Source organism: Microbacterium panaciterrae (assembly GCF_039541635.1).
Lineage (GTDB): Bacteria > Actinomycetota > Actinomycetes > Actinomycetales > Microbacteriaceae > Microbacterium > Microbacterium panaciterrae.
This window is the reverse complement of record NZ_BAABGP010000012.1, coordinates 16,990-41,668: the sequence shown is the minus strand read 5'-3', so window position 1 is coordinate 41,668 and position 24,679 is coordinate 16,990. Positions and strand designations below refer to the sequence as shown.

Annotated in this window: 17 protein-coding genes and 1 pseudogene; 12 read left to right on the top strand and 6 right to left on the bottom strand. The window is 64.7% G+C overall.

What is annotated here, in order from left to right; translation table 11 throughout:
- Positions 1-503: 503 nt before the first annotated feature.
- A pseudogene (locus tag ABD882_RS08890) lies at positions 504-1,809 on the bottom strand (ISL3 family transposase).
- Positions 1,810-2,067: 258 nt separating this feature from the next.
- Here ABD882_RS08890 and ABD882_RS08885 point away from each other — a divergent pair.
- The 7 genes from ABD882_RS08885 (at position 2,068) to ABD882_RS08855 (ending at position 11,676) form a co-directional block, all read left to right on the top strand.
- Complete coding sequence (locus ABD882_RS08885) at positions 2,068-3,690, top strand: aldehyde dehydrogenase family protein (RefSeq protein ID WP_345186186.1); 1,623 nt, start codon at positions 2,068-2,070, stop codon at positions 3,688-3,690.
- 15 nt (positions 3,691-3,705) lie between these two features.
- Positions 3,706-4,569 carry a formyltetrahydrofolate deformylase gene (gene purU, locus ABD882_RS08880; RefSeq protein ID WP_345186185.1) on the top strand — a complete coding sequence of 288 codons (864 nt, stop codon included), beginning with the start codon at positions 3,706-3,708 and terminating at the stop codon, positions 4,567-4,569.
- A 29-nt stretch (positions 4,570-4,598) separates the two neighbouring features.
- Positions 4,599-7,073 (top strand): GcvT family protein, encoded by a 2,475-nt coding sequence (locus tag ABD882_RS08875; protein ID WP_345186184.1) that lies wholly within the window; start codon positions 4,599-4,601, stop codon positions 7,071-7,073.
- Positions 7,074-7,497: 424 nt separating this feature from the next.
- On the top strand, positions 7,498-8,241 hold the full coding sequence (locus ABD882_RS08870) for an SDR family NAD(P)-dependent oxidoreductase (RefSeq protein ID WP_345186183.1): 744 nt from the start codon (positions 7,498-7,500) through the stop codon (positions 8,239-8,241).
- A 112-nt stretch (positions 8,242-8,353) separates the two neighbouring features.
- The gene (locus tag ABD882_RS08865; protein WP_345186182.1) at positions 8,354-9,829 is read left to right on the top strand and encodes an APC family permease; all 1,476 of its coding nucleotides are present in this window, start codon (positions 8,354-8,356) and stop codon (positions 9,827-9,829) included.
- A gap of 39 nt (positions 9,830-9,868) precedes the next feature.
- On the top strand, positions 9,869-10,807 hold the full coding sequence (locus tag ABD882_RS08860) for an NAD(P)-dependent oxidoreductase (RefSeq protein ID WP_345186181.1): 939 nt from the start codon (positions 9,869-9,871) through the stop codon (positions 10,805-10,807).
- Positions 10,808-10,833: 26 nt separating this feature from the next.
- Positions 10,834-11,676 carry an acetoacetate decarboxylase family protein gene (locus ABD882_RS08855; RefSeq protein ID WP_345186180.1) on the top strand — a complete coding sequence of 281 codons (843 nt, stop codon included), beginning with the start codon at positions 10,834-10,836 and terminating at the stop codon, positions 11,674-11,676.
- A 62-nt stretch (positions 11,677-11,738) separates the two neighbouring features.
- Here the strand turns inward: ABD882_RS08855 and ABD882_RS08850 are convergent, their stop codons facing one another.
- From ABD882_RS08850 to ABD882_RS08840, 3 genes are all read right to left on the bottom strand, one after another.
- Entirely contained in the window at positions 11,739-13,196 is a 1,458-nt protein-coding gene (locus ABD882_RS08850) for a purine-cytosine permease family protein (protein ID WP_345186178.1), read from the bottom strand.
- Positions 13,197-13,416: 220 nt separating this feature from the next.
- Positions 13,417-14,814, bottom strand: coding sequence for an NAD(P)/FAD-dependent oxidoreductase (locus ABD882_RS08845; RefSeq protein WP_345186177.1), 1,398 nt, complete (start codon positions 14,812-14,814; stop codon positions 13,417-13,419).
- A gap of 87 nt (positions 14,815-14,901) precedes the next feature.
- Entirely contained in the window at positions 14,902-16,326 is a 1,425-nt protein-coding gene (locus tag ABD882_RS08840) for a PucR family transcriptional regulator (RefSeq protein ID WP_345186175.1), read from the bottom strand.
- Between the two features lie 166 nt (positions 16,327-16,492).
- Here ABD882_RS08840 and ABD882_RS08835 point away from each other — a divergent pair, with 166 nt between their 5' ends.
- Both ABD882_RS08835 and ABD882_RS08830 read left to right on the top strand, forming a co-directional pair.
- Positions 16,493-17,758 (top strand): flavin monoamine oxidase family protein, encoded by a 1,266-nt coding sequence (locus ABD882_RS08835; protein ID WP_345186173.1) that lies wholly within the window; start codon positions 16,493-16,495, stop codon positions 17,756-17,758.
- Positions 17,755-18,126 carry a cupin domain-containing protein gene (locus ABD882_RS08830; protein WP_345186172.1) on the top strand — a complete coding sequence of 124 codons (372 nt, stop codon included), beginning with the start codon at positions 17,755-17,757 and terminating at the stop codon, positions 18,124-18,126. The genes ABD882_RS08835 and ABD882_RS08830 overlap by 4 nt, the downstream gene beginning before the upstream one ends.
- On the opposite strand, the gene ABD882_RS08825 is transcribed toward ABD882_RS08830, so the two are convergent.
- Positions 18,117-18,662 (bottom strand): TetR/AcrR family transcriptional regulator, encoded by a 546-nt coding sequence (locus tag ABD882_RS08825; RefSeq protein WP_345186170.1) that lies wholly within the window; start codon positions 18,660-18,662, stop codon positions 18,117-18,119. The two genes, ABD882_RS08830 and ABD882_RS08825, sit on opposite strands and share 10 nt — an antisense overlap.
- Positions 18,663-18,833: 171 nt before the next feature.
- Between ABD882_RS08825 and ABD882_RS08820 the strand changes: the two genes are divergently transcribed.
- Together ABD882_RS08820 and ABD882_RS08815 are read left to right on the top strand one after the other, a co-directional pair.
- Positions 18,834-19,667 carry an acetoacetate decarboxylase family protein gene (locus ABD882_RS08820; RefSeq protein ID WP_345186169.1) on the top strand — a complete coding sequence of 278 codons (834 nt, stop codon included), beginning with the start codon at positions 18,834-18,836 and terminating at the stop codon, positions 19,665-19,667.
- A gap of 118 nt (positions 19,668-19,785) precedes the next feature.
- Complete coding sequence (locus tag ABD882_RS08815; RefSeq protein ID WP_345186167.1) at positions 19,786-21,171, top strand: APC family permease; 1,386 nt, start codon at positions 19,786-19,788, stop codon at positions 21,169-21,171.
- 44 nt (positions 21,172-21,215) lie between these two features.
- Here ABD882_RS08815 and ABD882_RS08810 read toward each other — a convergent pair whose 3' ends face one another.
- Entirely contained in the window at positions 21,216-22,310 is a 1,095-nt protein-coding gene (locus ABD882_RS08810; protein ID WP_345186165.1) for a LacI family DNA-binding transcriptional regulator, read from the bottom strand.
- A 154-nt stretch (positions 22,311-22,464) separates the two neighbouring features.
- Between ABD882_RS08810 and ABD882_RS08805 the strand changes: the two genes are divergently transcribed.
- The gene (locus ABD882_RS08805; RefSeq protein WP_345186164.1) at positions 22,465-24,555 is read left to right on the top strand and encodes a beta-galactosidase; all 2,091 of its coding nucleotides are present in this window, start codon (positions 22,465-22,467) and stop codon (positions 24,553-24,555) included.
- Positions 24,556-24,679: the final 124 nt, after the last annotated feature.

Genomic DNA, 24,679 nt, shown 5'->3' with positions numbered 1-24,679 from the left:
GAAACCCCCGTGGCTCAACGCGGCATAAACGAATCGTGTTGCGCATTTCGCGAGCTACTTGCCTTTGTCGCACGGACGTTTCTTTCGCGGCTGGGATCGCATTAGGCTGCATTCTTCTGCGCTTTTGTGATTCCCCTTCGCCCTCAGCTATTTGGGAGTGGGGATCACCGCGCGCTCGCCGCTGTCGTGTCCGTGTTGAGGTGACAAAGTGCGCGGTGTAGTACCGGTCACGCCATCAGTCTGGGTCTGTCGGCGGTCTGGGTCCCCGGCCGCGGAAGTTTTTCGCTGCGAGGTCGAACTCGCCGTACGGGCTGTAGCCGGGGACGTGGTGGTGAACCGTCCCAGGTTTGATGTCGCTTCCTTGTGAGTTGAAAGGAAGGCGTCATTCCGAAGTTGGTCGATCTCGAGGTCCGTAAAGCGGGCCGTCCGGTTGGTGCTTGAGCCCCGGGCCGAGTGGCCCTCGAACGCGACCCAGGCGTAGTACGTGTTTCCAAACTGGCTCTTCACGAACGAGGGTGTAGTGCGGGCCTGAACCCTCCTGCCTCGAGCAGGCTGCGCGCGACGTAGTGGGTCAGGTTCCGGAATCCGAGCGCAGATCCGCGGAGGTGTTCAAGCCTGCCGTTGATCGCTTCCGTCGGCCCGTTATGTGCCGGGCCGGTCGAAGAACGCGAGGATGTCGGCGGCGCGCTGCTTCATCGTGCGGCCGAGCTTGCGGATCTCGACGAGCGCGGCGGGAACGCCGGTGGTGATCGTGGCGATCACGGCCTGCATGGCCACCTTCGCCTGCTTCTTGTCGGGTTCACGGTATGCCGCGACGATGCGCTGGTAGATGCCCCAGGTCGCTTCGACCTCGACATGCTCCTCGACCGCGAACACCGCGTCCAGTCGGAGCTTCTGATTCTCGATGAGCAGACTCGCGCCCGTGTGCAGGGTGCGCCTCGCCTTGTAGAGCGGATCGTTCTTGAGTCCGCGGTGCCCGGTGGTGTCCTGCTGGACGCGGCGGCGGCAGACATCGAGCGCGTCACCGGCGAGACGGACGACATGGAACGGGTCCATGACGGGGACGGCATCGGGGAGTTCTTCGGCGGCGGCGGTCTTGAACCCGGCGAACCCGTCCATAGCGACCACCTCGATCGCCTGCGACCACGACGCGGAGCGAGCGGCGAGCCACTGCTTGAATACTGCCTTGGAACGGCCCTCGACCATGTCCAGCAGCCTGGCGGGCCCTGTCTTCTCGCGGGCGGGGGTGAGGTCGATGATCACGGTGACGTACTTGTCGCCGAGCCGGGTGTGACGCCAGACGTGCTCGTCGACTCCGATCGTGGTGACCCCGTCGAACCTCGTGGGGTCATCGATCAGCCGTCGCTTGCCTTCGGCGAGGACGGCGGCGTTCGCGGCGCTCCAGGACACCCCGAGACCTGCAGCGACGCGGGTCACGGTGAGGTGGTCGACGACGATGCCCGGCAGCGCCCATTCCAGGCCGCCACGGGAGATCTTCGCCCTCGCCGCCGCCGCTCGCGTCATGTCCTGCCGCCACGTGCGCCGACACTGCGCACACCGGTACCGGCGCACCCGTACCAGCAGCATCGTCGGCCGATGCCCGAACGGCTCATGCGCGAGCGGCCGCGTCACCGTGTCCCGCGGCACGCCCTCAGCACCACACTTCCGACACCACGGGTCATCGTCGACGACGCGGCATTCGATCGTCGCCCGATCCGGCTCGAGCAACTGGCCCACGGCGACCAGCCCGAGCTCGTCGAGGCGGCAGAACGTGGTCAGGTCAGGGGTCGCGAACGTAGGGTGGAGCACGTCGAGGTCTTTCGGGATGGCAAGCGTGAAGAACTTCCATCATCCGGGAGACCTCGACCCCTACCCGGCCGCAAACGCGATCAACCGACTACACCCTCGTTCGTGAAGAGCCATCTTGCTTTCGGATCGTCCCCCGACTCGCGCGGTACCCGCGGAAGGGGCAACCCTGATGCGCGCCATTTGTTTTGAAGGCTGAACGGAAACCGCTGAGTTATACCGACAGATGATTTCCTAGGATCCTCCGAGGCCCGAAGGTAGTTGGAACGTGACCTTCAACGGAGTAGAGACATGAACTTTGAAACCGAACTCGCGCGACTGAGCGGAACCGTGTACCGCGATGGTCGTCATGTGGCGTCCACTTCGGATCGCACGAAGGCCGTCCTGGATCCGGCGACAGCTCGTCGAATCGGCCAGTTCGCCGACGTAGACCTGGACGAGGTGGATCTGACGGTCGAATCCGCGAACCGCGCTCAGAAGCACTGGTGGGCGCTGAGCGCTCTTGAGCGTTCCGAGTCCCTCCACGAGGTCGCCACGCGTATCCGGGCTCTGAGCGCGGATGTCGCAGAGCTTCTGACACGCGAAACGGGGAAGCCGTACAAGGAGTCCGCAGACGAACTCATGTGGACGGCCACCGCGGTGGACTACTACGCAGAGCTCGGCCGTCACTCCATCGGATCCGTCCTTGGGCCGTCCGTCGCGGGGCAGTTGCACTACACGCTCAAAGAGCCCATGGGAACCGTCGTCATAATCCTGCCGGCGAACTACCCGATCCTCCTGTTCATCTGGGAGGCGGCCGCAGCGCTCGCCGCCGGTAACGCCGTCATCGTGAAGCCCTCGGAGTGGGCGAGCCTGACGACGCTCAAGTTCATGGAAGCGTTCAACGAGCTGCCGGCCGGGCTTGTCCAGTGCCTCACGGGCGGCGGCGCAGTGGGTGCTCGGCTCGTGTCTCATCCAGACACGCACATGGTCGGATTCACCGGGAGCATCAATACGGGGCGCGCAATCGCCCGAGCCTGCGCAGACCAGTTCAAGCCCACCCTGATCGAGGCGTCAGGCAACGACGCCTTCATCGTGATGCCCTCCGCGCCGATCGATGTCGCGGCACGTGCTGCCACGTTCGCTGCGTTCTTCAACTGCGGCCAGGTGTGCACCTCAGGTGAACGCTTCTTCGTCCACGAGGACGTCTATGACGAGTTCCTGGCAGCGTTCATCGCGGAGTCGACGAAGCTGCGAATCGGAAGCGGTCTCGACTCTGTCGATATCGGGCCGATGGAGCACGCGGGCGAGCGGGACCGGGTGGAGCGGGTCCTGGCCCGTGCGGTCGAGCAGGGCGCCTCTGTGGTGCTGGGTGGTTCGCGGCCGGCCGACCTTCCTGACGAGCTGAAAGACGGATTCTTCTTCCAGCCCACGATTCTCGTCGACGTGAAGCCGGAAATGGAGATTCTGCAGGCGGAAATCTTCGGTCCCCTCGCGCCGGTCGTCAAGGTCTCGTCGCTCGGCGAAGCCATTGCATTGACAAACGACTCTGATTTCGGTCTCGGTGCGACGATCTACACCAAGGACGCTGAGGAGATCTTCCGTGCGACCAACGAGATCGTCAGCGGCATGGTCTGGGTCAACGCGCCGATTCTCGACAACGATGCCGGCCCGTTCGGCGGTCGGAAGATGTCCGGCATGGGACGGCAGCTGGGTGCCGAGGGACTTGAGACCTTCCGGCACACCAAGCTCGTCATGATCGACCCCAGTGCGAGCGCGCACGACTTCTGGTGGTTCCCGTATTCGGATGACGAGTCGTGGAAGGCCCCAAGAGCGCATAACCCCACCGACTCCGAGGCCGTCAGCGATTTCAGCGAGCCGCTGGCGGCCTCGGTCCACCCATAGACCTGGGAGCTCCGGATGAACGCACAGCCCACACATCAACTCGTGCTCACGCTCGATTGCGAGGACCAGCTCGGGATCGTGCATGCGGTCGCGGGGTTCCTCGTCTCACACGGATGCAACATTGTCGACAGTCAGCAGTTCGACGAGAATGGCGCGAACCGATTCTTTCTCCGCGTGCAGGCCACCTACCCGGCCGCAACGACGATCGACGCCCTCCGTGCCGCGTTCCAGGCGACGGCAGACGCGTTCGCGATGTGCTGGTCGCTCGCGGAAGCTGCGGAGAGGGTTCGAACGCTGCTCATGGTCTCAAAGGCGCCGCATTGCATGAGCGACCTGCTGGAGCGTTGGTCGAACGGCCAGCTCCCCGTGGAGATCCCCGCTATCGTCTCCAACCATCGAGACCTGGAGTACATCGCAGATCGATTCGCCATCCCCTTCGTGCACATCCCGGTCGCACCTGACACCAAGGCGGCGGCCGAGCAGGAACTGTTGGCCCTCATCGACGACCAGAAGATCGAACTTGTCGTTCTCGCGCGCTACATGCAGGTCTTGAGCGACGACCTGTGCTCAGCCCTTCCCAACCGGATCATCAATATCCATCATTCCTTCCTTCCTGGGTTCAAAGGATCGAGGCCGTACCATCAGGCCCACGCCCGCGGAGTGAAACTCGTCGGCGCCTCAGCCCATTACGTGACAGCCGACCTCGACGAGGGCCCGATCATCGAGCAGGAAGTCTTGCGCGTCGACCACCGCGCCACACCTGAGGATCTCGTCGTCGCCGGTCGCGAAGCCGAGCGCGCAGCGCTGGCGCGAGCCGTCCGGTGGCACGCAGAACACAGGGTCATGATCAACGGTCGTCGAACCGTCGTCTTCAACTAGCCACACTGTGGCACGCCTGGAAGGAAACCATGGAACGTCTTGTCGACAAATCCATCAGCGGCTCCGTATTCACAGACTCGACAAGTGACCCATTGCCCCCCAGAGCCAAGATCGTCATCGTCGGTGGCGGTGTGGTCGGCGCCAGCATTGCGTACCATTTGGCCGAGGGTGGGGAGCGCGATGTGCTCCTCGTCGAGGCCAACGTTATCGGCAGTGGTACGTCATGGCACGCGGCCGGCCTCGTGACAGGGGCTCGCGGCACGGCGACGCTCACTGATCTCGCTCAGTACGGGTTGCAGACCTACCAGCAGCTGGAGTCGGTGTCCGGTATCGACGTCAACTACACGCGCGCAGGATCATTGTCGATCGCGCGAACACCAGGCCGACTCGACGAAATCACGTATGCGCGCGACGTGGCACGTCAACGTGGTGTGCAGACCGAGATGCTGACCGGGAAGCGCTTCAGCGAAGTCTGGCCGCTTGCGAGGCAAGACGGCATCCTCGGATCCCTCCTACTCCCGGACGACGGACATGTGAATCCGGGGTGGTCTGCCGTGGCGTTCGCGAAGCTCGCGTGGGAACGCGGTGTGAAACTCCGCGAGCGCGCGCGTGTGACCGACATTCTGGTCCGCAATGGCCGCGCAGTCGGGGTCAGGACGGAGCAAGGCGAGATCGAAGCCGACCAGATCGTCATCGCCGGGGGCCTGTGGAGCCGCGATCTCGCAGCCACAGCGGGCGCATACGTGCCGCTTTATGCCGCTGAGCATGTTCACGTACTGTCCAAACCGATCGATGGCGCACACCTGACCCTTCCTGTCTTCCGCGACCTCGACAGCAGCTACTACCTCCGCCATGAGCGGGGTCGGATCCTCGTCGGCGCGTTCGAGCCGGAAGGGTTGCCCCGCGCGCTCGACGAGATCAGCGATGCCGGATTCGCCGAGTTCGATCCGGACTGGGAGCATTTCGCGCCGATCCGTGCGCATGTCGAGCACGCGGTGCCCGCCATCGAAGAGGTCGGATACGAGCGATTCCTCAACGCGCCGGAAAGCTTCACCCCAGACGCGAACTTCGCAATCGGCGAGACCGGAGAAGTGGCAGGGCTGTTCGTAGCGGCCGGTATGAATTCCCAAGGGATTATCTTCGCGCCCGCCGTAGGCCGCGAGCTCGCCGCCTGGATGCTCAGCGGGTCACCACAATTTGACGCATACGACGTCGATGTCCGCAGGTTCTCGCGGCCTCAGTCCAACCGAAGATTCCTGCACGACCGGACGCGGGAGGGCCTCGGTCGACTTTATGCCATGCATTGGCCGCAACTTCAGATGTCGACGGGCAGAGGCGTTCGGCGAACACCTCTGCATGACCGGCTCGCCTCCCTAGGGGCGTCCTTCGGCGAACTCAACGGCTGGGAACGAGTGAACTGGTATGGGAGGCCTGGGACAAGTCCGACGTACGAATACAGCTATGGCCGACCCAACTGGTTCGAACGCGTTCGCGAGGAGCACCTGGCCGCTCGCGACGGGGTCGCGCTCTTCGACCTCAGTCCGTTCGCCAAGGTGGAGATCGCAGGACCCGACGCACTCGCGGTAGTTCAGCGGCTATTCACCGCCAATCTCGATGTGCCTGTCGACAAGGCGGTCTACACGCTTCAACTCAACGCGGCTGGAGGCATCGAGCTCGATGGTACGGTCACACGCTTGGCGGAGGATCGCTTCCTCATCGTGACGCCGAGTGCGACGCAGCAGAAAACGCTGTCGATCGTGCGCAGGGCCGCGGCTGGAACCGCAGCTGCGGTGTTCGACGCAACAGCCGCATTTGCGACCATTGCTGTGATGGGACCGGACTCGCGTCGACTCTTGGAGCGGGTGTCTCCGGAGGATTGGTCGGATGCTGCGCAGAAGTACACGTTCGGCCGACAGGTCGAGATCGCGGATGGCTATGCCTACGCGCTGCGTGTCTCGTTCGTCGGAGAGCTGGGCTACGAGCTCTACGTAAGCGCCGACCTCGCTGTGAACGTATTCGATGCCCTCTGGCACGCCGGACAAGATCTCGGACTCCGCTTGGCCGGCTACTTTGCCTTGGACACGTTGCGGAGCGAGAAGGGCTTCCGTCACCTAGGGCATGACATTGGCCAAGTCGACGATCCCATCTCGGCAGGACTCAAGTTCACTGTCGACCTGGAGAAGGAGTGCGGATTCGTCGGACGCGATGCGGTCGCCGCACTGGGTTCTAGCTCGCAGAAGCACCGCACCGTCTATTTCACAATCGATGACCCAGACCCGATTCTCGTCCACGACGAGACGGTCTTCCTCGACGGCAACCCGGTCGGACGCGTCACGAGCGGCAACTACGGACACACTCTTGGACGCGCCGTCGGGATCGCGGCGATCGATCCGGCTGCAGACCCATCTGGGGCGTTCACCATCGAATGCAAAGGCGTCCAGTATCCATTGACTATCTCTCGGCGACCCTTCTATGACCCGTCTGGGGCGCGCATGAAGGTGTGATGGCGGCAGGAAGACCGATCACTCTGACATGCTTCCGAGTTCAATGCACAAACCCCGGCCGCGATGAGGAGCATTCCTGCGGCCATTGCCCCGGTGAGTCTTTCCGAAGAGGATACGGCGTCCTTGTGGGGCCATCCGCAAGTAGAGCGCGCCTCCGACTTCGAGCTCGATTGTGCACACCTCCGACTTCGAGCTCGATTGTGCACGCCAACGCCGCGTATGAAATCGCTGCCTCGTCCCCGCGGAAGTTGGGGTGTCGAGAGCGACGCTGTCAGGGCGACGCCTACGGTCCGAACCGGCGCCGCCTTGTACGGAAGTAACAAAGCAGATCTCACTTTTGGCCCACCGTCGCATTGTTGCGTCCAAAAGCAAGTACCTACTCTTCTCGGGAGGCCAACGAATGGCGGCAGCGAAAGGTACAGCGATGTCCAAACTGCAAGGGAAACGCATACTCGTCACTGGTGGAGCGCGCGGGATGGGCCGGAGCCATGTCGAGTACCTCAGCGAGCTGGGCGCCCGAGTTGTGATCGCGGACGTTCTCGACGCCGATGGTGCCGAGCTCGCGTCAGAGCTTCGTGGTCAGAATCGCGATGTCGTCTTCGTGCACCTCGATGTCACATCGGAAACCAATTGGGCACGTGTCGTCGCTCATGCGCAGTCACTCTGGGGAGGCCTCGACGGATTGGTCAACAATGCGGGCGTCACCGGCACGTGGGGAGGCCCGGAAGTTGAAGATCTCAGCGCTTGGAATGCCACCATCGCGGTGAACCAGACAGGAAGCTACCTCGGCATTCGGCATGTGGCACCGCTGATGCGGAGTGCCGGTGGTGGGGCGATTGTGAATGTGTCATCGATTCTCGGCTTCGTCGGGGATGGAGACTACTTCGCGTATTCGGCCAGCAAGGGAGCACTCCGGACCATGACACGAGCCGCCGCGCTCAAGTACGCGAACGACGCGGTCCGAGTCAACGCGATCTGTCCAGGCATGGTGCGCACACCCATGAACGATGAAGAGGCTGACGCAGATGGCTACGTCAGCCATACGCCGTTGAAGCGGATGGCGGAGCCGATCGAGATCTCACGAGCCGTCGCATTCCTGCTCTCGGACGACGCGTCCTACATAACCGGATCGGATCTGGTCATCGACGGCGGCTACCTCGCCCGCTGAACCTTGCCCACCAACCACCTCCCCGACCGCTTCGTGGTCGTCTCATAACCCGAAAATCAACAAGGTCCGCCGCGGCGTCGCAGCGACCTCTGTCCGAGGAAGGACACACAGCATGTCTGGTATCACTCCGTCACCGTCGACGGCCATCGACCCAGAAACCTCAGCGCCCGCCCGCCTGAAAGGGCACATGGGCGTTCTCGACATCGTCTTCAGCGTCCTCGCGTTCAACGCACCGATGTCGGTATTCGTCGGGTTCATCACCGTCATCATCGGTTTCGGGAACGGAATCGGGACTCCGCTGGTCTTCATCGCCACGGGAATCCTGATGCTGCTGTTCGCGGTCGGTTTCACGACGATGAGCCGCGATCTCCCCAATCCCGGCGCCTTCTACGCGTACATTACGGCCGGTTTGGGGCGTCCCGTCGGCCTTGGAAGCGCTTTTGTCGCTCTCGTCTCGTACGTGTTCATCCTGGTCGGCGGCTATTGCTTCGGAGGAATCTCGTGGCAGAGCCTCATCCATGACCGATTCGGCGGCCCAGACATCCCGTGGTGGGTTTACACGCTGGCCACCGTCATCGTCGTCTCCATCCTGGGCTACTTTCACATCAACCTCTCGGCGAAGGTTCTGATGATCTTCATGATCCTGGAGAGCATCGTGATGGTGGCCTACGACGTGTTCGTGATCGCACGAGGCGGCGACGGTGGAACCGCCCCTCTTTCGCTCGCCCCACTGAATCCAGCCAATGCCTTCGGTGGATCCATCGGTCTGGCGATCATCTTCGGTGTGGTCTGCTTCTCGGGATTCGAAGCCACCGCGGTATTCCGGGAGGAAGCGCGAACCCCGGAGAAGACTGTGCCGCGCGCGACCTACGCCGCGATCATCTTCCTGATGGTGCTGTACGCACTCACGGCATGGGCCATGATCAACGGCATCGGCGTGGAGCACGCGGTCAAAGCGTCCGCAGCGGATCCCACTGGTGCGGCCTTCGCGACGGCCGAGGTCTACCTGAGCAAGATCGGTGTCGACGTCGTGAACCTCCTGTTGTGCACGAGCATCTTCGCAGCGAACCTGGCAGCTCACAATGTCTCGACGCGATACATCTATTCGCTGAGCGTCGACCGGATCTTTCCAGGGGTCCTCGCATCGGTCCACAAGAAGCAGATGTCGCCTCACCGGGCGTCGACTCTGGTCTCTGCCATCACAGTGGTCTCGATCGGTATCTGCGTCGCGCTCAACGGCAACCCGAGCACGCTCTACGCGACGCTCGTCGGTATCGGAGGGTACGCGCTGATCCTGCTCCTGCTGCTGACCAGCATCGGCATCGTGGTCTACTTCCGTCGCAAGCCCGGGATCAAGGCTCGAATCGCCAAAACCGTCGTCGCGCCTGTACTCGCTATGATCGGCCTCGCTGTCGCTTTCGTGATCGCTACTCAGAACGTCGACGTCATGATCGGCGGCAGTGTTGCCTTGGCCATCGCTCTGGTCGCGCTCTTCTTCGTACTGCTCGCCGCGGGAATCGTCGTTGCGTTGATCCTCAAGCGTTTCCGACCTTCGGTTTACGCGCGGATCGGTCGACAGGATGTGTGAACTGTTCTCAGACCGCCGTATGCTCCTGGAGCCGAACCGATGACTTTCGCCCCACCTGACGTCCGCGGCGAGCGGGTCTCCGTCATCGGGGTAGGAACCATGGGCACCGCGATAGCATCACAGCTCATCACCCGCGGAGCGCGAGTCACCATCTGGAACCGTAGTCCAGGCAAGTACGAGCCCCTCGTGGCGGCTGGTGCCATTGCTGCGTCGACATTCGACGAGGCGATCGAGGCGAGCCCACTGGCGATCTCGTGCTTGATCAATTCTTCGGTCGCGCAGTCCCTGCTCGCCGAGCGTTCAGCAACACGATCACTGAACGGCAGAACGTTCGTCGACACGTCCACCGCTTCGCCGACCGATGTCCAGCAACTGGGGGATCTCCTCGGTGCGGCCGGCGGCAAGCATCTCGATGCCAAATTGATGTTCTATCCGGCTCAGGTGGGCTCAAGCTCCGCCACCATCTTCGTCTCCGGCTCGCCCGAGCTGTACTCCCGGTTCCAGAGCATCTTCGAGAACATCGTTGGAGATGTGCGATTCATCGGCCACGACCCGCGTCGAGCATCCATCCTTTACACCGCTGTCTGGAGCTACTACTACGCAGGCCTGTTCGGGTTTCTGGAAGGACTCGCGCTCGTTACTCGGAGCGGGATAGAACCAACCCTGTTCCTTGACCAGGTGCGGGCGTCTAGCAGCGATCTGATCCAACATCTGCGCGAGACTGCGGAGCGGATCAGCGAGGATCGGCTCGAGGGCGATCAAGCAGCCGTGGAGATCTACACCAAAGGCTTCCAGACCATGATCGACACGTACGACGAAGTCGGGATCCCGTCACGGATGCTTGAGCCTCAGCGCGCGCTGAGCGCATTCGCACGTGACAAGGGTTACGGTCGTGCCGATATCGCGGCTGTAACCCGGGCACTTCTAGACACGTCAGAGTTCCCGATCACCGCGCACGGACGCATCACATCCAACTGAAAGCACAGCCACGAAAGGAAAACAGAATGCCCGGCTACGTCAAGACCATCGAAGAGGTGGAGAGGATCGAGAACTTCCTCGCACCCTCCCGCTTCACCTGCGAGGAGATCGGCGTCTATTTCAAGACGACCTGGGAGTTCGCCAAGGAGGTGCTGCCTCCCTGCTTCGAGCCCATCGGAGACGAGACCGCCGGCACGGCGGACGCCTACGCGAACGTCACCAGCTATGAAAGCGCGTACTGCGGCACGTTCGATGGCGCGATCGTCTCCATCCTGTGCCGCTACGGCGACATCGACGGCTACTGGATGCTCTCCGAGATCATTTCGCCGGAACTGCCCGTCGCCATCGGTCGCGAACTGTGGGGTGAGGTCAAGAAGAACGGCAACGGCCGGATCTGGCGCGACGGCACCCGCACGCGGGCGACCGGCGAACGTCGCGGAATCACCTTCATGGAGCTGAACGTGGATGTCGACGGACCGGAGGAGGGACCGTTCACCGTCGACAGCAACGGCTTCGACATCAAGATGTTCCCCAGCTCCGACGCCCGGGGCCTCCAGTACCCGCCGCTGCTCAACATCTGGGACATCAAGTACGAGTGGACGAGCTACCGCGAGGGAACAGGGACGCTCGAGTGGAGCCACTCCATCTGGGATCCGACGTACACCATCCCGATCCTTTCCGTGGACAAGGCGATCGACGGGAAGTACGTCGGCTACTGGCCGCTCGGCCAGCAGATCGAGCTCGAGGACCCGGACAACATCTACCGGAAGTACCTCTGGGGTCGTGCCTACGACGACCCGACCTGGTTCCCGATCTCGAAGCGCTTCCAGGGCCTGGACGAGCTCAACCCCATCCCGGATGCCGGCTGAGGGCTGACGTACGAAAGAAGGGGTGCCGAGCTGAGCTCGGCACCCCTTCTTTCGTGGAGGGATCACTCGATCGGTCGGCCGATCGAGTCGATCTCCCGGTCGGAGTGTGCGATGGCCTCGGCCTCGCGCGTGAGGTCGAGGTTGCGGCAGAGAAGCCAGTAGACCAGGAACCCGACGGGGACGCCGACGAAGAAGGCGATGTCGACGCCTCCCAGCAGGTGGGCGACCGGGCCCTCGTAGAACGCCAGGTTCATGAACGGGACCATGATCAGGAAGGTGATGAGGTACGCGGTGATCCCCCGCCAGTTCCACAGGCCGTAGATGCCGTTCTTCTTGAACATCTCGACGACCGAGTAGCGGCCGCGCCGAACGAGGAAGAAGTCGGTGAGATTGACGGATGTCCACGGCGCCATCAGGTACGCGACCACGGCGAGGACGGTCGCCAGGCTCGTGTTCAGGAAGTCGGCCGGTACGAGGGCTGCCGCGATCGTGCCGGTGACGCCGACGAGGAGGATCGTGACGAGACGGATGCCGCGTGTGGGTCTCACGGGCCGGACGCTGTCGACGGCGGTGATGAGGGTCAGGGAGCCTCCGTAGACGCACATCGCCATCAGCCCCAGGAGGCCAAGGCCCCCCGCGATGACCATCAGCGGGCCGAGGCCGGGGAAGACCTTGTTCCCTGTGACGAGCAGACCGGCGATGAAGTCGTCCTTCGGGAGGAGGGCTGCGCAGATGGCCCCGACGGCCATGAACGAGAAGAGGCCCAGGATCAGTCCGAGAGAAGTGTAGGTGATGATGGCGCGCTTGCTCGTGTGGGCGGGCATGTAGCGGGAGTAGTCCGAGACGAAGAACGCCCAGGTGAGCTGGTAGCCGGTCGCCGCCGAGACGACGACCAGGAACGGGGCCAGGTCGAAAGTCTTCGTGAGGTCGAACAGGGACGGCGCCAGGGATCCGCCGATCGTCAGGCCGACGACGTAGATGATGATGATGACGACCAGGGCGATGGTGATGACTCGCTGCGCGACGTGGAGCCAGTGATAGCCGAAGATCGCCAGGACGATCGCGACCACGCAGGTGATGATCGCCCAGAGAGGCGCATTGCCGGCGCCGAGTTCTGTCGCCGCGACACCGAGCAGGTTCCCGCCGAGGACGACGTAGCCCCAGTACACGATGATCGCCATCGCCCAGATGAAGAGCGCGCCGTACCGGCCGAACTGTGGGCGGGACTGAACCATCTGCGGCAGACCGAGGTGAGGTCCCTGGGTCGCGTGAGCGGCGACGGGGATGGTTCCGAGGATGGTGCCGATGGCGAGCGCGATGAGCGTCCAGCCCAGGTTGAGCCCCAGGGAGATCCCGATCGCTCCGGTCGCGAGCGACAGCAGCTGCGCGCTGCCCGCGAACCAGATGGTGGCCTGGTCGGTGACGCGTCCTCGCCGCTCGGCGTGGGGGACGTAGTCGATGGAGCGCGTCTCTATGCGTGAGATCACGCCGGTCTCGGTGGGGCGGGAGCCTTGTGTCATGTTCGATTCTCCGGGAAGAGCGGTCGTCAATTGTGACGAGGGTTGAGTCGACGCCACGAACACGAAGTCAGACGACGCCGTCTGGGGGTGGGGGTGGCCCGGTGTGGCGCTCAACCGCGCCGGGTCCACTCGTCAAGAGTGGAGCCGAAGCGGCCGTCGCAAAATAGTACGAGGGAACAACTCCAGCCGTTCGAGTTGTTCCCTCGTCTATGCCCGCGAGTCAGCGTCCGCTGATGGTGTCCGCGAGTCTGGCCACCAGGCTCGTCTTGCCGCTCCGCGAGGCGTATTCGCGCTGGTCGGCGTATCGGTAGGCCGCATACAAGGCCGTCGCCCCGATCCACCGCAGGGGCTCGAACTCCCAGTTCCGGGACTGCCGGCCCACCCAGGGGAGTTCGCTCAGATCGGACGGCTCCCCGAGGATGAGGTCGCGAAGTGTCCGCGCGGCCAGATTGGTGCCGCTGAGCCCATGGCCCACATAGCCGCCGGCGGAGGCGAGGCCCGTCGAGCGGTCGAAGTTGACGGCCGCGCACCAGTCGCGGGGCACGCCGAGGACGCCGGACCATGTGTGCTCAAGGGCGACGTCCCGCAGCGTGGGGAAGAGCTCCCCGAGACGTGCGCGAAGCAGCTCGACCGCGAATTCGGCGGTGCGCCCGTTGCGGTCGAAGCCCGATGCGAAGTTGTACGGGACTCCGCGGCCGCCGATCGCGATCCGGCCGTCCGCAGTCTTGTGCGTGTAGGTGAAGCTGTGCGCCATGTCGCCGAGCAGCTCGCCACCGGACCAGCCGACGGCATCGAGCTGCTCGTCCGACAGCCGTTCGGTGATCACCATGCTGCTGTTCATCGGCAAGAGCTTCCGCGGCATGCCGTCGAGACTGAGCGTGTATCCCTCGAGGGCCCGCACGATGATCGGCGCCCGGACGCGGCCGCGATCCGTCTGCACGAGCTGCGGGGCGATGGAGGTGGCGGTGGTCTTCTCGTAGATCGTGACACCAGCGCGCTCCACGGCACGTGCCAGGCCGAAGGTGTACTTCGCTGGATGCACGCGAGCGCAGTGCGGGGTCCAGTAGCCGCCCAGCGCGCGGTCCACGGTGACGCGCTCGGCGACCTCGGAGGCCGAGAGCTCGAAGACGTCGTCCTCGCCCCAGCCTTGCTGCTTCATCTGGCGGACGTGCTCTCGCGCTCGGGCGAGTTGCGGCGCTGAGGTGGCGACGTGGATCAGCCCGGTCTTCGCGACGCCCTCTGCGAAGCCCTCGCGATGGGCGACCTCGACCGATTCGCGAACGGCGTCGAACATCCGGGACTGCAGGGCGCGGGCGGCGTCGGCTCCGCGTGCGGCGGCGTACCGGCGGAACTGGCCCGCCGGTTCGGCGCTCATCCATCCGCCGTTTCGGCCGGAGGCGCCGTAACCGGCGAACTCACGCTCGAGGATCACGATCTTGAGTGAAGGATCGGCGTGAGCGAGATAGTAGGCGGTCCAGAGTCCGGTCAGCCCGCCGCCGACGATGGCTACATCGGCGTGGATGTCGCCGGGAAGCGACGGTCGGGGAGTGGGCCGGCCGGCGTCCTGCACCCAGAAGGAGACGTCGCCGTTGACGAGGGATTGTGTTGCGGTGTCCATGTGGGAGCATCCTGCCTCGCGGGTGGTCCGGAGTGAACTGTACGGGAGGCTGAAGGAGGCCTGCCGTCCCGTGCTCCAGTCTTAGTCTCAGTCGGCCGGCGAGGCGGGCGCGATGGACTCCCACGCCTGGTAGGCGATCCACAACGCGGAGAGGTCGGAGGACTTGGTGAGCGTGAGCCCCGTCTCCTCCTCGATCTTTCCGAGCCGGTAGGAGAGCGTCTGTCGGTGGATCGAGAGTTCTGCCGCTGTCTCGTTCCAGCGGCGATCGTTGCGCAGATAGGCGAACAGTGTCTGCCGGAGGTTGACGGAACGGGGTGAGTCGTCGGCGAGCGGACCGAGCACGCCCGCGATGATGTCGGCGGCCTCCCGGTTGGAGCGGGTCAGGACGGAGACCGTGGTCCCCTCGAATTCCGTCCAGTACCGGTCGCTGTGCTGTGCGGCCGACAGGACCTTGCCGGCCTCGACGGCGGCCACGCGAGTGTCGGTGTAGTCGGTGAAGACCGACGACACCCCGGCATGAGCGGTGACCCCGTCCAGCAGTCGCCGGAGCTCGTCGATCAATGCGACGGGAACCAGGGCGAGGTGAGACACGCGTCCGGCGCCCACGATCACCGGGAGCTTGGCCGCGGCGACGGCGCGCGCGATCTTCCGGCCGTCCGCTGGAGGGAATGAGACCAGTTGGAAGCCGTCCGACGGGAGGTGAGGATGCACGAACTCTGCGATTTCGGGCAGCGCTGTTCCGTTGAGCAGCGACAGCATGAGCCGTGCCGAGACCTCCGATCGTCTGTCCGCGTCGTTCAGCTGCCTGTCGACCGCGACCTCGAGCACCTTCATGAGATGGATGAGCAGGAAGCTGTCGAGCTCCTCGCCGGCGAATTCGGTGATCGTCAGCGTCACCTGGTGTCCGCCGTGGAGAGAGTACGTGTGCGACGAACTCGACTCGGAGGTGTCTGCAGGGTTCTTCTCCGACCGCAGCAGCGTCAGCCCGGTCGTCTCGTCGACGACGTGGATGCCTATGCTGAGGAGCGAGCTGAGGTCGTTCGTGAGATCGGCATTGTCGTCTCCCGCGTATGCCGCGAGGTGGTAGATCTTGCTCAGTTTGAGGACCTGCAGCGTCTGCCGCGAGGAGTACGCCGCCGCCACGTGGCGTGCGACCACGGCGTAGGGAATTTGTGGCCCCGCCAGCAGGAGCGGGAAGCCTCGCCGGTCCGCCTCCGCGAACATGTCCGACGAAAGCTCAGGCGCGGGCGCATGGTCGCCGATCATCATGCCGGCGAGTCCGGCTTCGTCCAGCCGCGCCACGAAGTCGGCCTGCTCCTGGGGGTCGGAAGGGACGCACAGTCCCACGGTCATGAGCAGTTCGTGAGGACCGAGCCAGTGCTCCGGGTCGCTCATCTCGCAGCTGTGCGCCCACAGGACCTGCCGCCCGGCTCCTTCGCCGCCGGCGAGGACCCGCGTATTCAGACTCGCTGTCGCAACGAGGTCCGCGACGGTGAGGAACTGTGTCTCCATGCCCGCGATTCTATGTTCACGAGTATGAGAAGGCCACTGATTTCTTATCGGAGCACGAGAGACGGCGAGGTCCGACCGCGCATAGCGTGGGCGCAGACAATCCACGATCAGCGACGGCGCCGAAACCGTGCCCCCGCGGGGTCGTGACGACCCGAGGAGTGACGACATGGCGCGTATCGCCGTTCTCGGCGCGGGGCTTGCGGGCCTCGCCGCTGCTGACACGCTCACGAAGGCTGGGCAGGACATCGTGGTGTTCGAAGCACGCGATCGGCCCGGTGGCCGTGTGTGGTCGGAGGAGATCGTCGTGCAGGATCGGGTCTGCACGATCGAGCGCGGTGCCGAGTTCGTCCTCCACGGGTATTCGGCGATGCGGCAGCTGATGGCCGAGCACGACGTGGAGCTCGTCGACACCGGGATGAGCTACTACGTTCGCACGCCGGGCGACGCACCGTCCGTGATAACGGACGACATGGTCGCCGCCGGGCGCGAGGCTCGCTCCGTCACCAGGCAACTGGGTGGCGCGCGCTCCGCCGAAGAGGTGCTCTCGCGATTGGAGCTTCGCCGGGAGGTCGTCGATGCCTTGCGCGCCCGGATCGAGATCTCCACAGCGGTCGGAGCCCGGCATGTCACGGCAGACGCGCTGGGCCAGATCGCCGACGTCGAGCCGAAGCCGAGCTGGCGGATCCGCGGAGGAAACCAGCGGCTGCCGGAGGCGCTGGCACACGCGCTCGCCGGATCGCTCCGGTACCGGTCGACGGTCAGACATGTCGTCAACCTCCCCGACGGTGGAGTGGTCGTAGCCACCGACGATGGTTCCAAAGTCTTCGATGCCGTCGTGGTCGCACTGCCTCTCGCGGTGGTGCGCGGCAGCAAGGACATCTCCTTGCCGAGGAGCGCAGAGCGCGACGTCGCGCTCGCGCGGGTCGTGCAGGGTCACGCGGCGAAGCTCCATCTGCCGCTGATCTCGCCGCCGACGACGAGCGCGGTGATGTCGGTCCGCGATCGTTACTGGACGTGGACGGCGATCGACTCCACCGGGACGGTCGCTCCTGTCCTAAATGCGTTCATGGGAACCTCTGCCGCCATCGATCGTGTTGGACTGCGGCTGGAGCCGCAGCGCTGGGTCCGCAAGGCTCGCGCGCTGAGGCCTGAGCTGATGATCGGTGATGACGACCAGGTCGTGTCGACGATCTGGTCGGATGACCCGCTCGCCGGGGGTGCGTACGCGGCTCATGCCCCAGGCAATCCTTCCTCGTCCGGGCCAGGCCTGGAGACCCCGATCGGCGACGTCTTTTGGGCCGGTGAATACGCGGAACCGGAATTTACCGGCCTGATGGAGGGCGCCATCCGCAGCGGCAAGCGAGCCGCGGAACGCGTTCTCGAAGCCGTCCGGCACAACACCACCGGTATCGGCGAAAGGACACGCGCATGACGACATCCCTCTCCTTCGACGAGATCCTGTGGCCGGCTGCGACAGCTGTCCCCGCCGACCGGGTGTCGACGGGGAGCCCGGAGACGAGCACGCTCGTCCTCCATTCGGAGAACGGGACGGAAGCCGGGCTGTGGCGCGTCACGCCCGGCGAGTTCTCGACGATCCATCGCGGCTATACGGAGATCATCGTGATCCACGATGGTGACGGCGAGTTGGTGCACGACGATGGCAGCGCTCTACCCCTCCGTCCCGGCGCGATCATTGTGCTGGAGGACGGCTGGAGCGGCCGCTGGGTGATCCGGCAGACCGTGACGAAGTCCTACACGATCGTCCCGCAATCTGACGGAAGGCCTGCACGTCACGGTTGAGGCGCCCGCAGGATCCGGCGCAGGTAGTTGCGCGCCCACTCGTCATTGAGCGGCTTCGCGAGACCCAGCCCGTGGAGCATGGTGGCGTCGAACGACGCGATCACGATCGGCACCTCCTCGGGTGCCAGCACCGGGCGCAGGAGCTCGGCGAAGGCCGTCTCCCATCGATCGCCGAACGGCCTCAAGCTCGCCCGTCGATACGCCAGCATGTGCACCTCGTACTCCAGGATGGAACGCTCGCGTTGGGTGTTGGTGTAACCCAGGACGAGCGAGACCAAGGCGTCCTCGAGTTGCGTCGTCAGGTCCCAGGTCGCAGCCCATTCATCGAGCACGCGCAGTTCGTGATCGCTGATGCGTTCGAGCGCCGCGACCAGGAGCGCGTCGAGGTCTTCGAAATAGTACGTGGTCGATCCCAGAGGCACTCCTGCCTCCGTGGCGACGGAGCGATGGCTCAGCGCGAGCACTCCGTCGCGTTCGATCACGGTGACGGCAGCGTCGGCGATCCGCTGCCGGCGGTCGGGGTCTCGGGGTGCCACGGAACGTCTGCCTCCACTCGGCTACGATTATGTACTGCAGTACATTATCGCGTCTGAAGATCGGACATCCGTAGCATCGCCGTCCTCTTCGGCTGCGGCTTATCGTTCGGAACAGACCGAGGTTCGCAGTCGCTGCGACCGATCACCGACGATCGTCAGGAAAGCCACACCATGAGCTATGTATGGACAGCGGAGCAGATCACCCGGTACTTCGGGTACTACGACGGCCTCACCACGCGGAACGACTACTCGTACCTGACTTTCGAGACCACGCCAGAGTTCGCGCGTTCCGTCCTCCCTCCGTGCTTCGAGGCCGCCGATCGCCCGCTGGTGACCGTCTCCTTCATGTCGTTCATGGAGGTAGCGGGCGGCCACACCAATCGTTTCGGCCGCGACAGTGCCGCGATGATCCACATCAACGCCCGCTTCGGCGCCCACGAGGGCATCTACTATCTCAGCGTCTTCGAGACCGAGGAGGTGAACCTCGAGACCGGACGCGAACTGTGGGGGATGCCGAAGAAGCTGGCCGCGGTCGACTCCTTCGACGATGGTCAGCGACTCTGGGGATTCGTGGAACGCAAGGGACATCGTCTCATCGAGATCGAGGCCGACCTCGGCGCCGAGCTCGGTCCGCAGCCGGCCGAGCCGGAGTACTACTTCGAGATCCGCGGCGGTTTCACCGCGAACGGCTTCCGGCTGACGTCCGCGGAGGTGCTGGTCTTCCGTCTGGGGGCGCACACCAGTCGCTTCCGTGAACTGACCTCTCCGCGAGTCGTGCTCACGGGCTCACCCGTCGACCCCGGAGTCGGAACGGTGCCGCTCGGGGCGTTCGTCGAAGGCGGCAACCTCGGTGGCCAGACGGCCTACGAGGTCGTCGACGTCGTGCCGCTGGATGTCGAACGCGACGATTACGCCCCCTTCATCCTCGGGCGGCTGTACGACGATTGGCCCGACTTCCGCGACACCGAAGGCCGGCGGACTACCGCGACCCTCATCACCCCATAATCCGGTCCCCGGCCGGCCGTCCGTGCCCTTTCCCACTCATCGACCCTCTGCGGTCGCTTACCCCCGGAGAACTGCAATGGAGCATCTCGAACAGCAAGACCCGCCTCGCGACCCGGAAGTGAGCCTGGAACACGGCCACACCTCGCTGGGAGCGCTCACCGTGCTCGGCCTCTCTGCACAGCAGATCGGCCCGGGCATCGCGTTGGCGGGCGGATACATGATCCTCTACGCCGGCAACGCCTCCTGGGTGTCGATGCTGGTGGCGCTTGTCGTGTCCGCCTCCATCGGCGCGATCGTCGTCACGTTCTCGCGCAGGCTGGTCGCCTCCGGGGGCCTGATGTCGTACGTGTCGTCCGTCCTCGGGCCGTATGGGCGGGCGCTGACCGGATCGGGATACCTCATCGGACTCCTGATCGCGGCCGCCGCGGTGACCACCGGGGTGGTGATCTTCACAGCGAGCTTCCTCGTGCAGATCGGCGCGACCTGGGCTGCCTCGCCGCTCGCTCAGGGCGCGTCGGCCGTGGTGGTCGCTGCGCTGGCGGGCGCCATCGCGTACCGGGGGGTCGACACCTCCGTGAAGGTGTCGGCCGTGCTCACCTTCGTCGGCATCCCGTTCGTCATCGGGGTCACGATCGCAGCGGCGCTCGCCGCTCCGCACTACTCCATCGCTCCGCAGTTCGACTTCAGCTCGTCCGACTTCAGCTGGAGCGGCATCTTCCAGGGTGCGCTCGTCGCCCTTTCCTACTTTGTCGGCTTCGATGGCCTGAGTGCGATGGCCGGCGAGACGAAGGACCCCAAGGAGAACCTGCCCCGCTTCATCCTGCTCCTCCTGGGAATCACCGGCGCCGCATACGTGGCGATCCTGTGGTTCCAGATCCCGGCGCTCGCAGGCGGGACGAAGCTCCTGGAGAATGGCGACTCCCCGACCGCGGTCCTCGCCCACCTCGGCAATGTGGGGTGGCTTGCGGCGCCTCTCGACCTGCTCATGGCCGCCGCGACCTTCGCGGGTCTGGTCGCAACCTTCAACTACGGGTCGCGGATCATCGGGACGGCCGCCGAGGCAAGACTGCTTCCGCGCGGACTGGCGCACGTGAACCCGAAATTCCGTTCGCCTTCGCGGGCCGTGATCTTCCTGGTGATCATCTCCGCGGGAATCCCGATCGCGTTCGAGCTCGTCGCCGCGACGCCTCCACTCGAGTCGTCCGTGCTCCTCTATACGCTCTTCAGCTACTGCTACTTCATCCCGTACGTGGTGGCGGCTGTCGCGGCCATCGTCCTCGTCGTCCGAGAGCGGCGCGCCAACCCGCTGATGATCGCCGTCTACGCTTTCGCCGGCATCAGTTTCGGATACCTGCTGTTCTATGCGCTGACCAGCGCCGGAGGCGGTGCGTTCGGGGCGCTGCCCTGGATCGCCCTCATCCTGACGGCGGTCGGGTTCGTGGGGCTCCTCATCGTCGATCGCCGAAGCGCAGGCGCCGGCGAGGCTCTCTCCGACCTGCTCTGATCTCCCACGACCTCGCTCAGCGACGGTCGCTGCAGCGACGGTCCCTAGGTTTCCGGTGATGGCACGGGGCCGGTGGAGTCTCGTACGACGAGGGTGGGGGTCGTCAGGAAGCTGGGATGGTCGACGTCTTCGCCGATCTCGTTGAGTAGTGAGAGGAGGGCGTTCTTGCCTTGTTCTCGGAAGTCGTGCCTGATGGTGGTGAGGGCGGGGGTGAAGTAGGGGGCCTCCGGCGTATCGTCCACTCCGGTGACGCTCACATCGTGCGGAATCGCGAGACCGCGCTCGGTGAGTGCGTGCATCGCGCCGAGGGCCATCTGGTCATTGCCTGCGACGATGGCGGTCGGGATGGCGTCGGAGGCCAGCGCCATGATCGCCTCACAGCCGGAACGCGCCGACCAGTCGCCATACGTCAGGCCTGCGGGTTGCAACCCGAAGTGCGCCAGGGCGGTTTCGAACGCCCGCAGCCGGTTTCGGGCCGAGGAGTAGGCCAGTGGACCGGCAATATGAAGGAAGCGCTTGTGGCCCAAATCGACAAGGTGCGACACCAGCTGACCAACCCCCGGCCGCTCGAAGGACGCGCCCGGTTGATCGTCCTCTTCTTCCGCGGCGATGAGGGCGGGGACGCCGAAGTCGATCTGTTCGAAGGCGGCCTTCACGTCGTCCGTCGACGCGAACGCGAGGATTCCGTCGAGGTCGTACTGCAGGAGCTGGTTGAGCGCGGCATCCACTTCGTCCCGATCGCCCAAGTCGAGCGCGATCACATCCAGGAGGTAGCCGGCTTGACGGGCAGCCGTCGTGGCGCCCTGAATGACGAGGCTCGGTCCATACTGATTCACTTCGTGCGTGAGCGCGCCGATGCGATGTGAGCGGCCCGTGATCAGAGCGCGTGCGCTGAGGTTCGGGCGATAGCTCAAGGTTTCGAGTGCCTTCTCGATCTTGGTCTTCGTCGACCCCCGCATCTCGAGTCCTCGCATGTAGCGACTCACGGATTGATGGGAGACGTCGGCGGCCCGCGCGATCTCGTAGATCGTCGCGCGCCGTCGGGCCTGGGAGGGGTCGGGGCGGTCGACATCCACGGTGCCCGGCATTGGTTCCCCTTTCGGCAGGCCGCCCGAAGGCGCGACCCCGGTGTTCGGCACAGGTGGCTTCTCACAATTTACTGCACTTGCGCCCGATAACTTTTATCGGTAACAATATACGCCGGTGCCTAACTGTTATCGGAAACAGTTGAATCAACGACCCGCGAGGCGAGCGCTTTCGCGGCACGCGAGCAGGGCTGACGAAGGAGTTCATATGCCAGACAGCCGTACCGGCGTCCGGTGGGTCCGCTCACCCGCCGGTTCGCCTCGCCGCCTGCTTTTCGGTGCCGACTACAACCCGGAGCAGTGGGAACGTAAGGTCTGGCGTGAGGACGTTCGCCTCATGCGTCAGGCGGGCGTCAACATCGTCTCGGTCGGGATCTTCTCCTGGTCTCAGTTGCAGCCGGCTGCAGACGAGTGGACCTTCGGCTGGCTGGACGATGTGCTTGACCTGCTGCACGCGAACGGCATTTCGGCTGACTTGGCCACGGCGACAGCCTCGCCGCCGCCCTGGCTCACGACCCGGCATCCGGAGATCCTTCCCCTCAACGAGCGAGGAGAGGTTCTCTCTCCAGGAGGGCGTCAGCACTGGCGACCCACGTCGCCGATCTTCCGGGAGTATGCGCTCGAGTTGGTGAGGAAGCTTGCGCAGCGGTACGCCGCGCATCCCGCAGTCGTCGCCTGGCACATCAACAACGAGATCGGCTGCCACAATGCGTGGGACCACTCGAGTGACGCAACAGTCGCGTTCCGGGAGTGGCTGCGCGAGCGCTACACCGATCTGGACGGACTCAATCGTGCCTGGGGAACCGCCTTCTGGTCGCAGCGCTATTCCTCCTTCGACGAGATCCTCACGCCTCGACTGGCCGCCGCCCATCCCAATCCCAGCCAGCAATTGGACTTCAAGCGGTTCTCCTCGGACGCACTGAAGGGGCACCTGCAGGCGGAGCGCGCGATCCTCCGGCAGTGGAGCCCGGAGATCCCGGTCACCACGAACTTCATGGTGATGGATGGCATCACCGCCATGAACTACGCCGATTGGGCCGATGACGTCGACTTCGTCTCGAACGATCATTACGTCACGTTCAAGCCCACCGCCCGCGACGAGCTTTCCTTCTCGGCCAATCTGACGAGCGGCCTGGCGGGCGGCTCCCCGTGGTTCCTGATGGAGCACTCCACGAGCGCGGTGAACTGGCAGCCCGTCAACCTGGCGAAGCCGGAAGGCGCCCTCGCGGCCGATGCCCTGGCGCACGTTGCGCACGGGGCCGACGCCGTGTGTTACTTCCAGTGGCGCCAGTCGCGAGCGGGAGCAGAGAAGTTCCACTCCGCGATGCTCCCGCACGCCGGTGAAGACAGCGACATCTTCCGCGACGTCAGTCGGCTGGGCGAAACCCTTGCAGCGCTGCACGAGGTCGCCGGCAGCCGCCGCAAGCAGGCGCCCGTGGCCATCCTCTTCGACTGGGAGTCGTGGTGGGCGAGCGAACAGGACTCGCATCACACGTCCCGATTCCGCTACCGCGACGAAGTGCTCGACTGGTATCGCGCGGTCCTGGATGGCGGCCACCGTGCCGACGTGATCCCGGTCTCGAGCTCGCTGGAGGGCTACCGGGTGGTCATCGCACCGGCCGTTCATGTTCTTCCTCGCGCGCTGGCGCACCGCTTGACCCACTTCGCCGAAACCGGCGGTCACCTCCTGGTCGCCTTCAACACCGGTCTGGTCGATGAGAACGACCATGCCTGGCTCGGCGGCTACCCCGGGCCCCTCCGAAACGTGCTGGGGATAGGGGTCCAAGAGATCCGACCTCTCCTGGAGGGCCAGCGCACCTCGCTCAGCTACGGCTCTCATGCCGGCCTGTGGACGGAGAAGCTCGACATCGTCGACCCGTCGGTGGAGGTCCTGGCCCGGTACACCGACGGTGAACTGTCCGGCCGCCCGGCGATCACACGGCGCCGCACGGCGGGCGGTACGGCCTCCTATGTCTCGGCCGACCTGGACGACGCTGCCCGAGCCCGTCTAATCGAACATGTCGCCGCGGATGTGCCCAACGAGCTCCCCCGGGATCTGCGGGGAAAAGTCGAGCTGACCGTACGCTCCGACGGCGTCAACGAAACGGCGTTCCTCATCAACCGGACATCCGCCCCTGTCGACATCACTGCCTACGGAACTCCCCACACCATCGTGGGAGCGGACGGCAACAGCGGCCCTGGCCTCCTCCCGTCGCCGGGCGTGGCCGTCGTCTCTGTGACATCGCACCCTTCCGACGACGTCGCATCGGTCGACCGCCGGCCGGTCATGACCGCCTGAACCATCCCCACCAACACATGGAGGTAACAACGGTGTTATCCACACGCATTCTCACCCGAGCTGTGATCGCTGTCACGGCAACGATCGCCACGGTGATCGCCCTCGGCGCGGCGGGAGTCTCTGC

Excerpts from the sequence above, each read along its gene's own strand:
- ABD882_RS08860 (WP_345186181.1), top strand. The coding sequence starts at position 9,869 with ATGACTTTCGCCCCACCTGACGTCCGCGGCGAGCGGGTCTCCGTCATC.
- ABD882_RS08850 (WP_345186178.1), bottom strand. The coding sequence starts at position 13,196 with ATGACACAAGGCTCCCGCCCCACCGAGACCGGCGTGATCTCACGCATA.
- ABD882_RS08870 (WP_345186183.1), top strand. The coding sequence starts at position 7,498 with ATGTCCAAACTGCAAGGGAAACGCATACTCGTCACTGGTGGAGCGCGC.
- ABD882_RS08875 (WP_345186184.1), top strand. The coding sequence starts at position 4,599 with ATGGAACGTCTTGTCGACAAATCCATCAGCGGCTCCGTATTCACAGAC.
- ABD882_RS08835 (WP_345186173.1), top strand. The coding sequence starts at position 16,493 with ATGGCGCGTATCGCCGTTCTCGGCGCGGGGCTTGCGGGCCTCGCCGCT.
- ABD882_RS08865 (WP_345186182.1), top strand. The coding sequence starts at position 8,354 with ATGTCTGGTATCACTCCGTCACCGTCGACGGCCATCGACCCAGAAACC.
- ABD882_RS08830 (WP_345186172.1), top strand. The coding sequence starts at position 17,755 with ATGACGACATCCCTCTCCTTCGACGAGATCCTGTGGCCGGCTGCGACA.
- purU (WP_345186185.1), top strand. The coding sequence starts at position 3,706 with ATGAACGCACAGCCCACACATCAACTCGTGCTCACGCTCGATTGCGAG.
- ABD882_RS08855 (WP_345186180.1), top strand. The coding sequence starts at position 10,834 with ATGCCCGGCTACGTCAAGACCATCGAAGAGGTGGAGAGGATCGAGAAC.
- ABD882_RS08840 (WP_345186175.1), bottom strand. The coding sequence starts at position 16,326 with ATGGAGACACAGTTCCTCACCGTCGCGGACCTCGTTGCGACAGCGAGT.
- ABD882_RS08805 (WP_345186164.1), top strand. The coding sequence starts at position 22,465 with ATGCCAGACAGCCGTACCGGCGTCCGGTGGGTCCGCTCACCCGCCGGT.
- ABD882_RS08820 (WP_345186169.1), top strand. The coding sequence starts at position 18,834 with ATGAGCTATGTATGGACAGCGGAGCAGATCACCCGGTACTTCGGGTAC.
- ABD882_RS08845 (WP_345186177.1), bottom strand. The coding sequence starts at position 14,814 with ATGGACACCGCAACACAATCCCTCGTCAACGGCGACGTCTCCTTCTGG.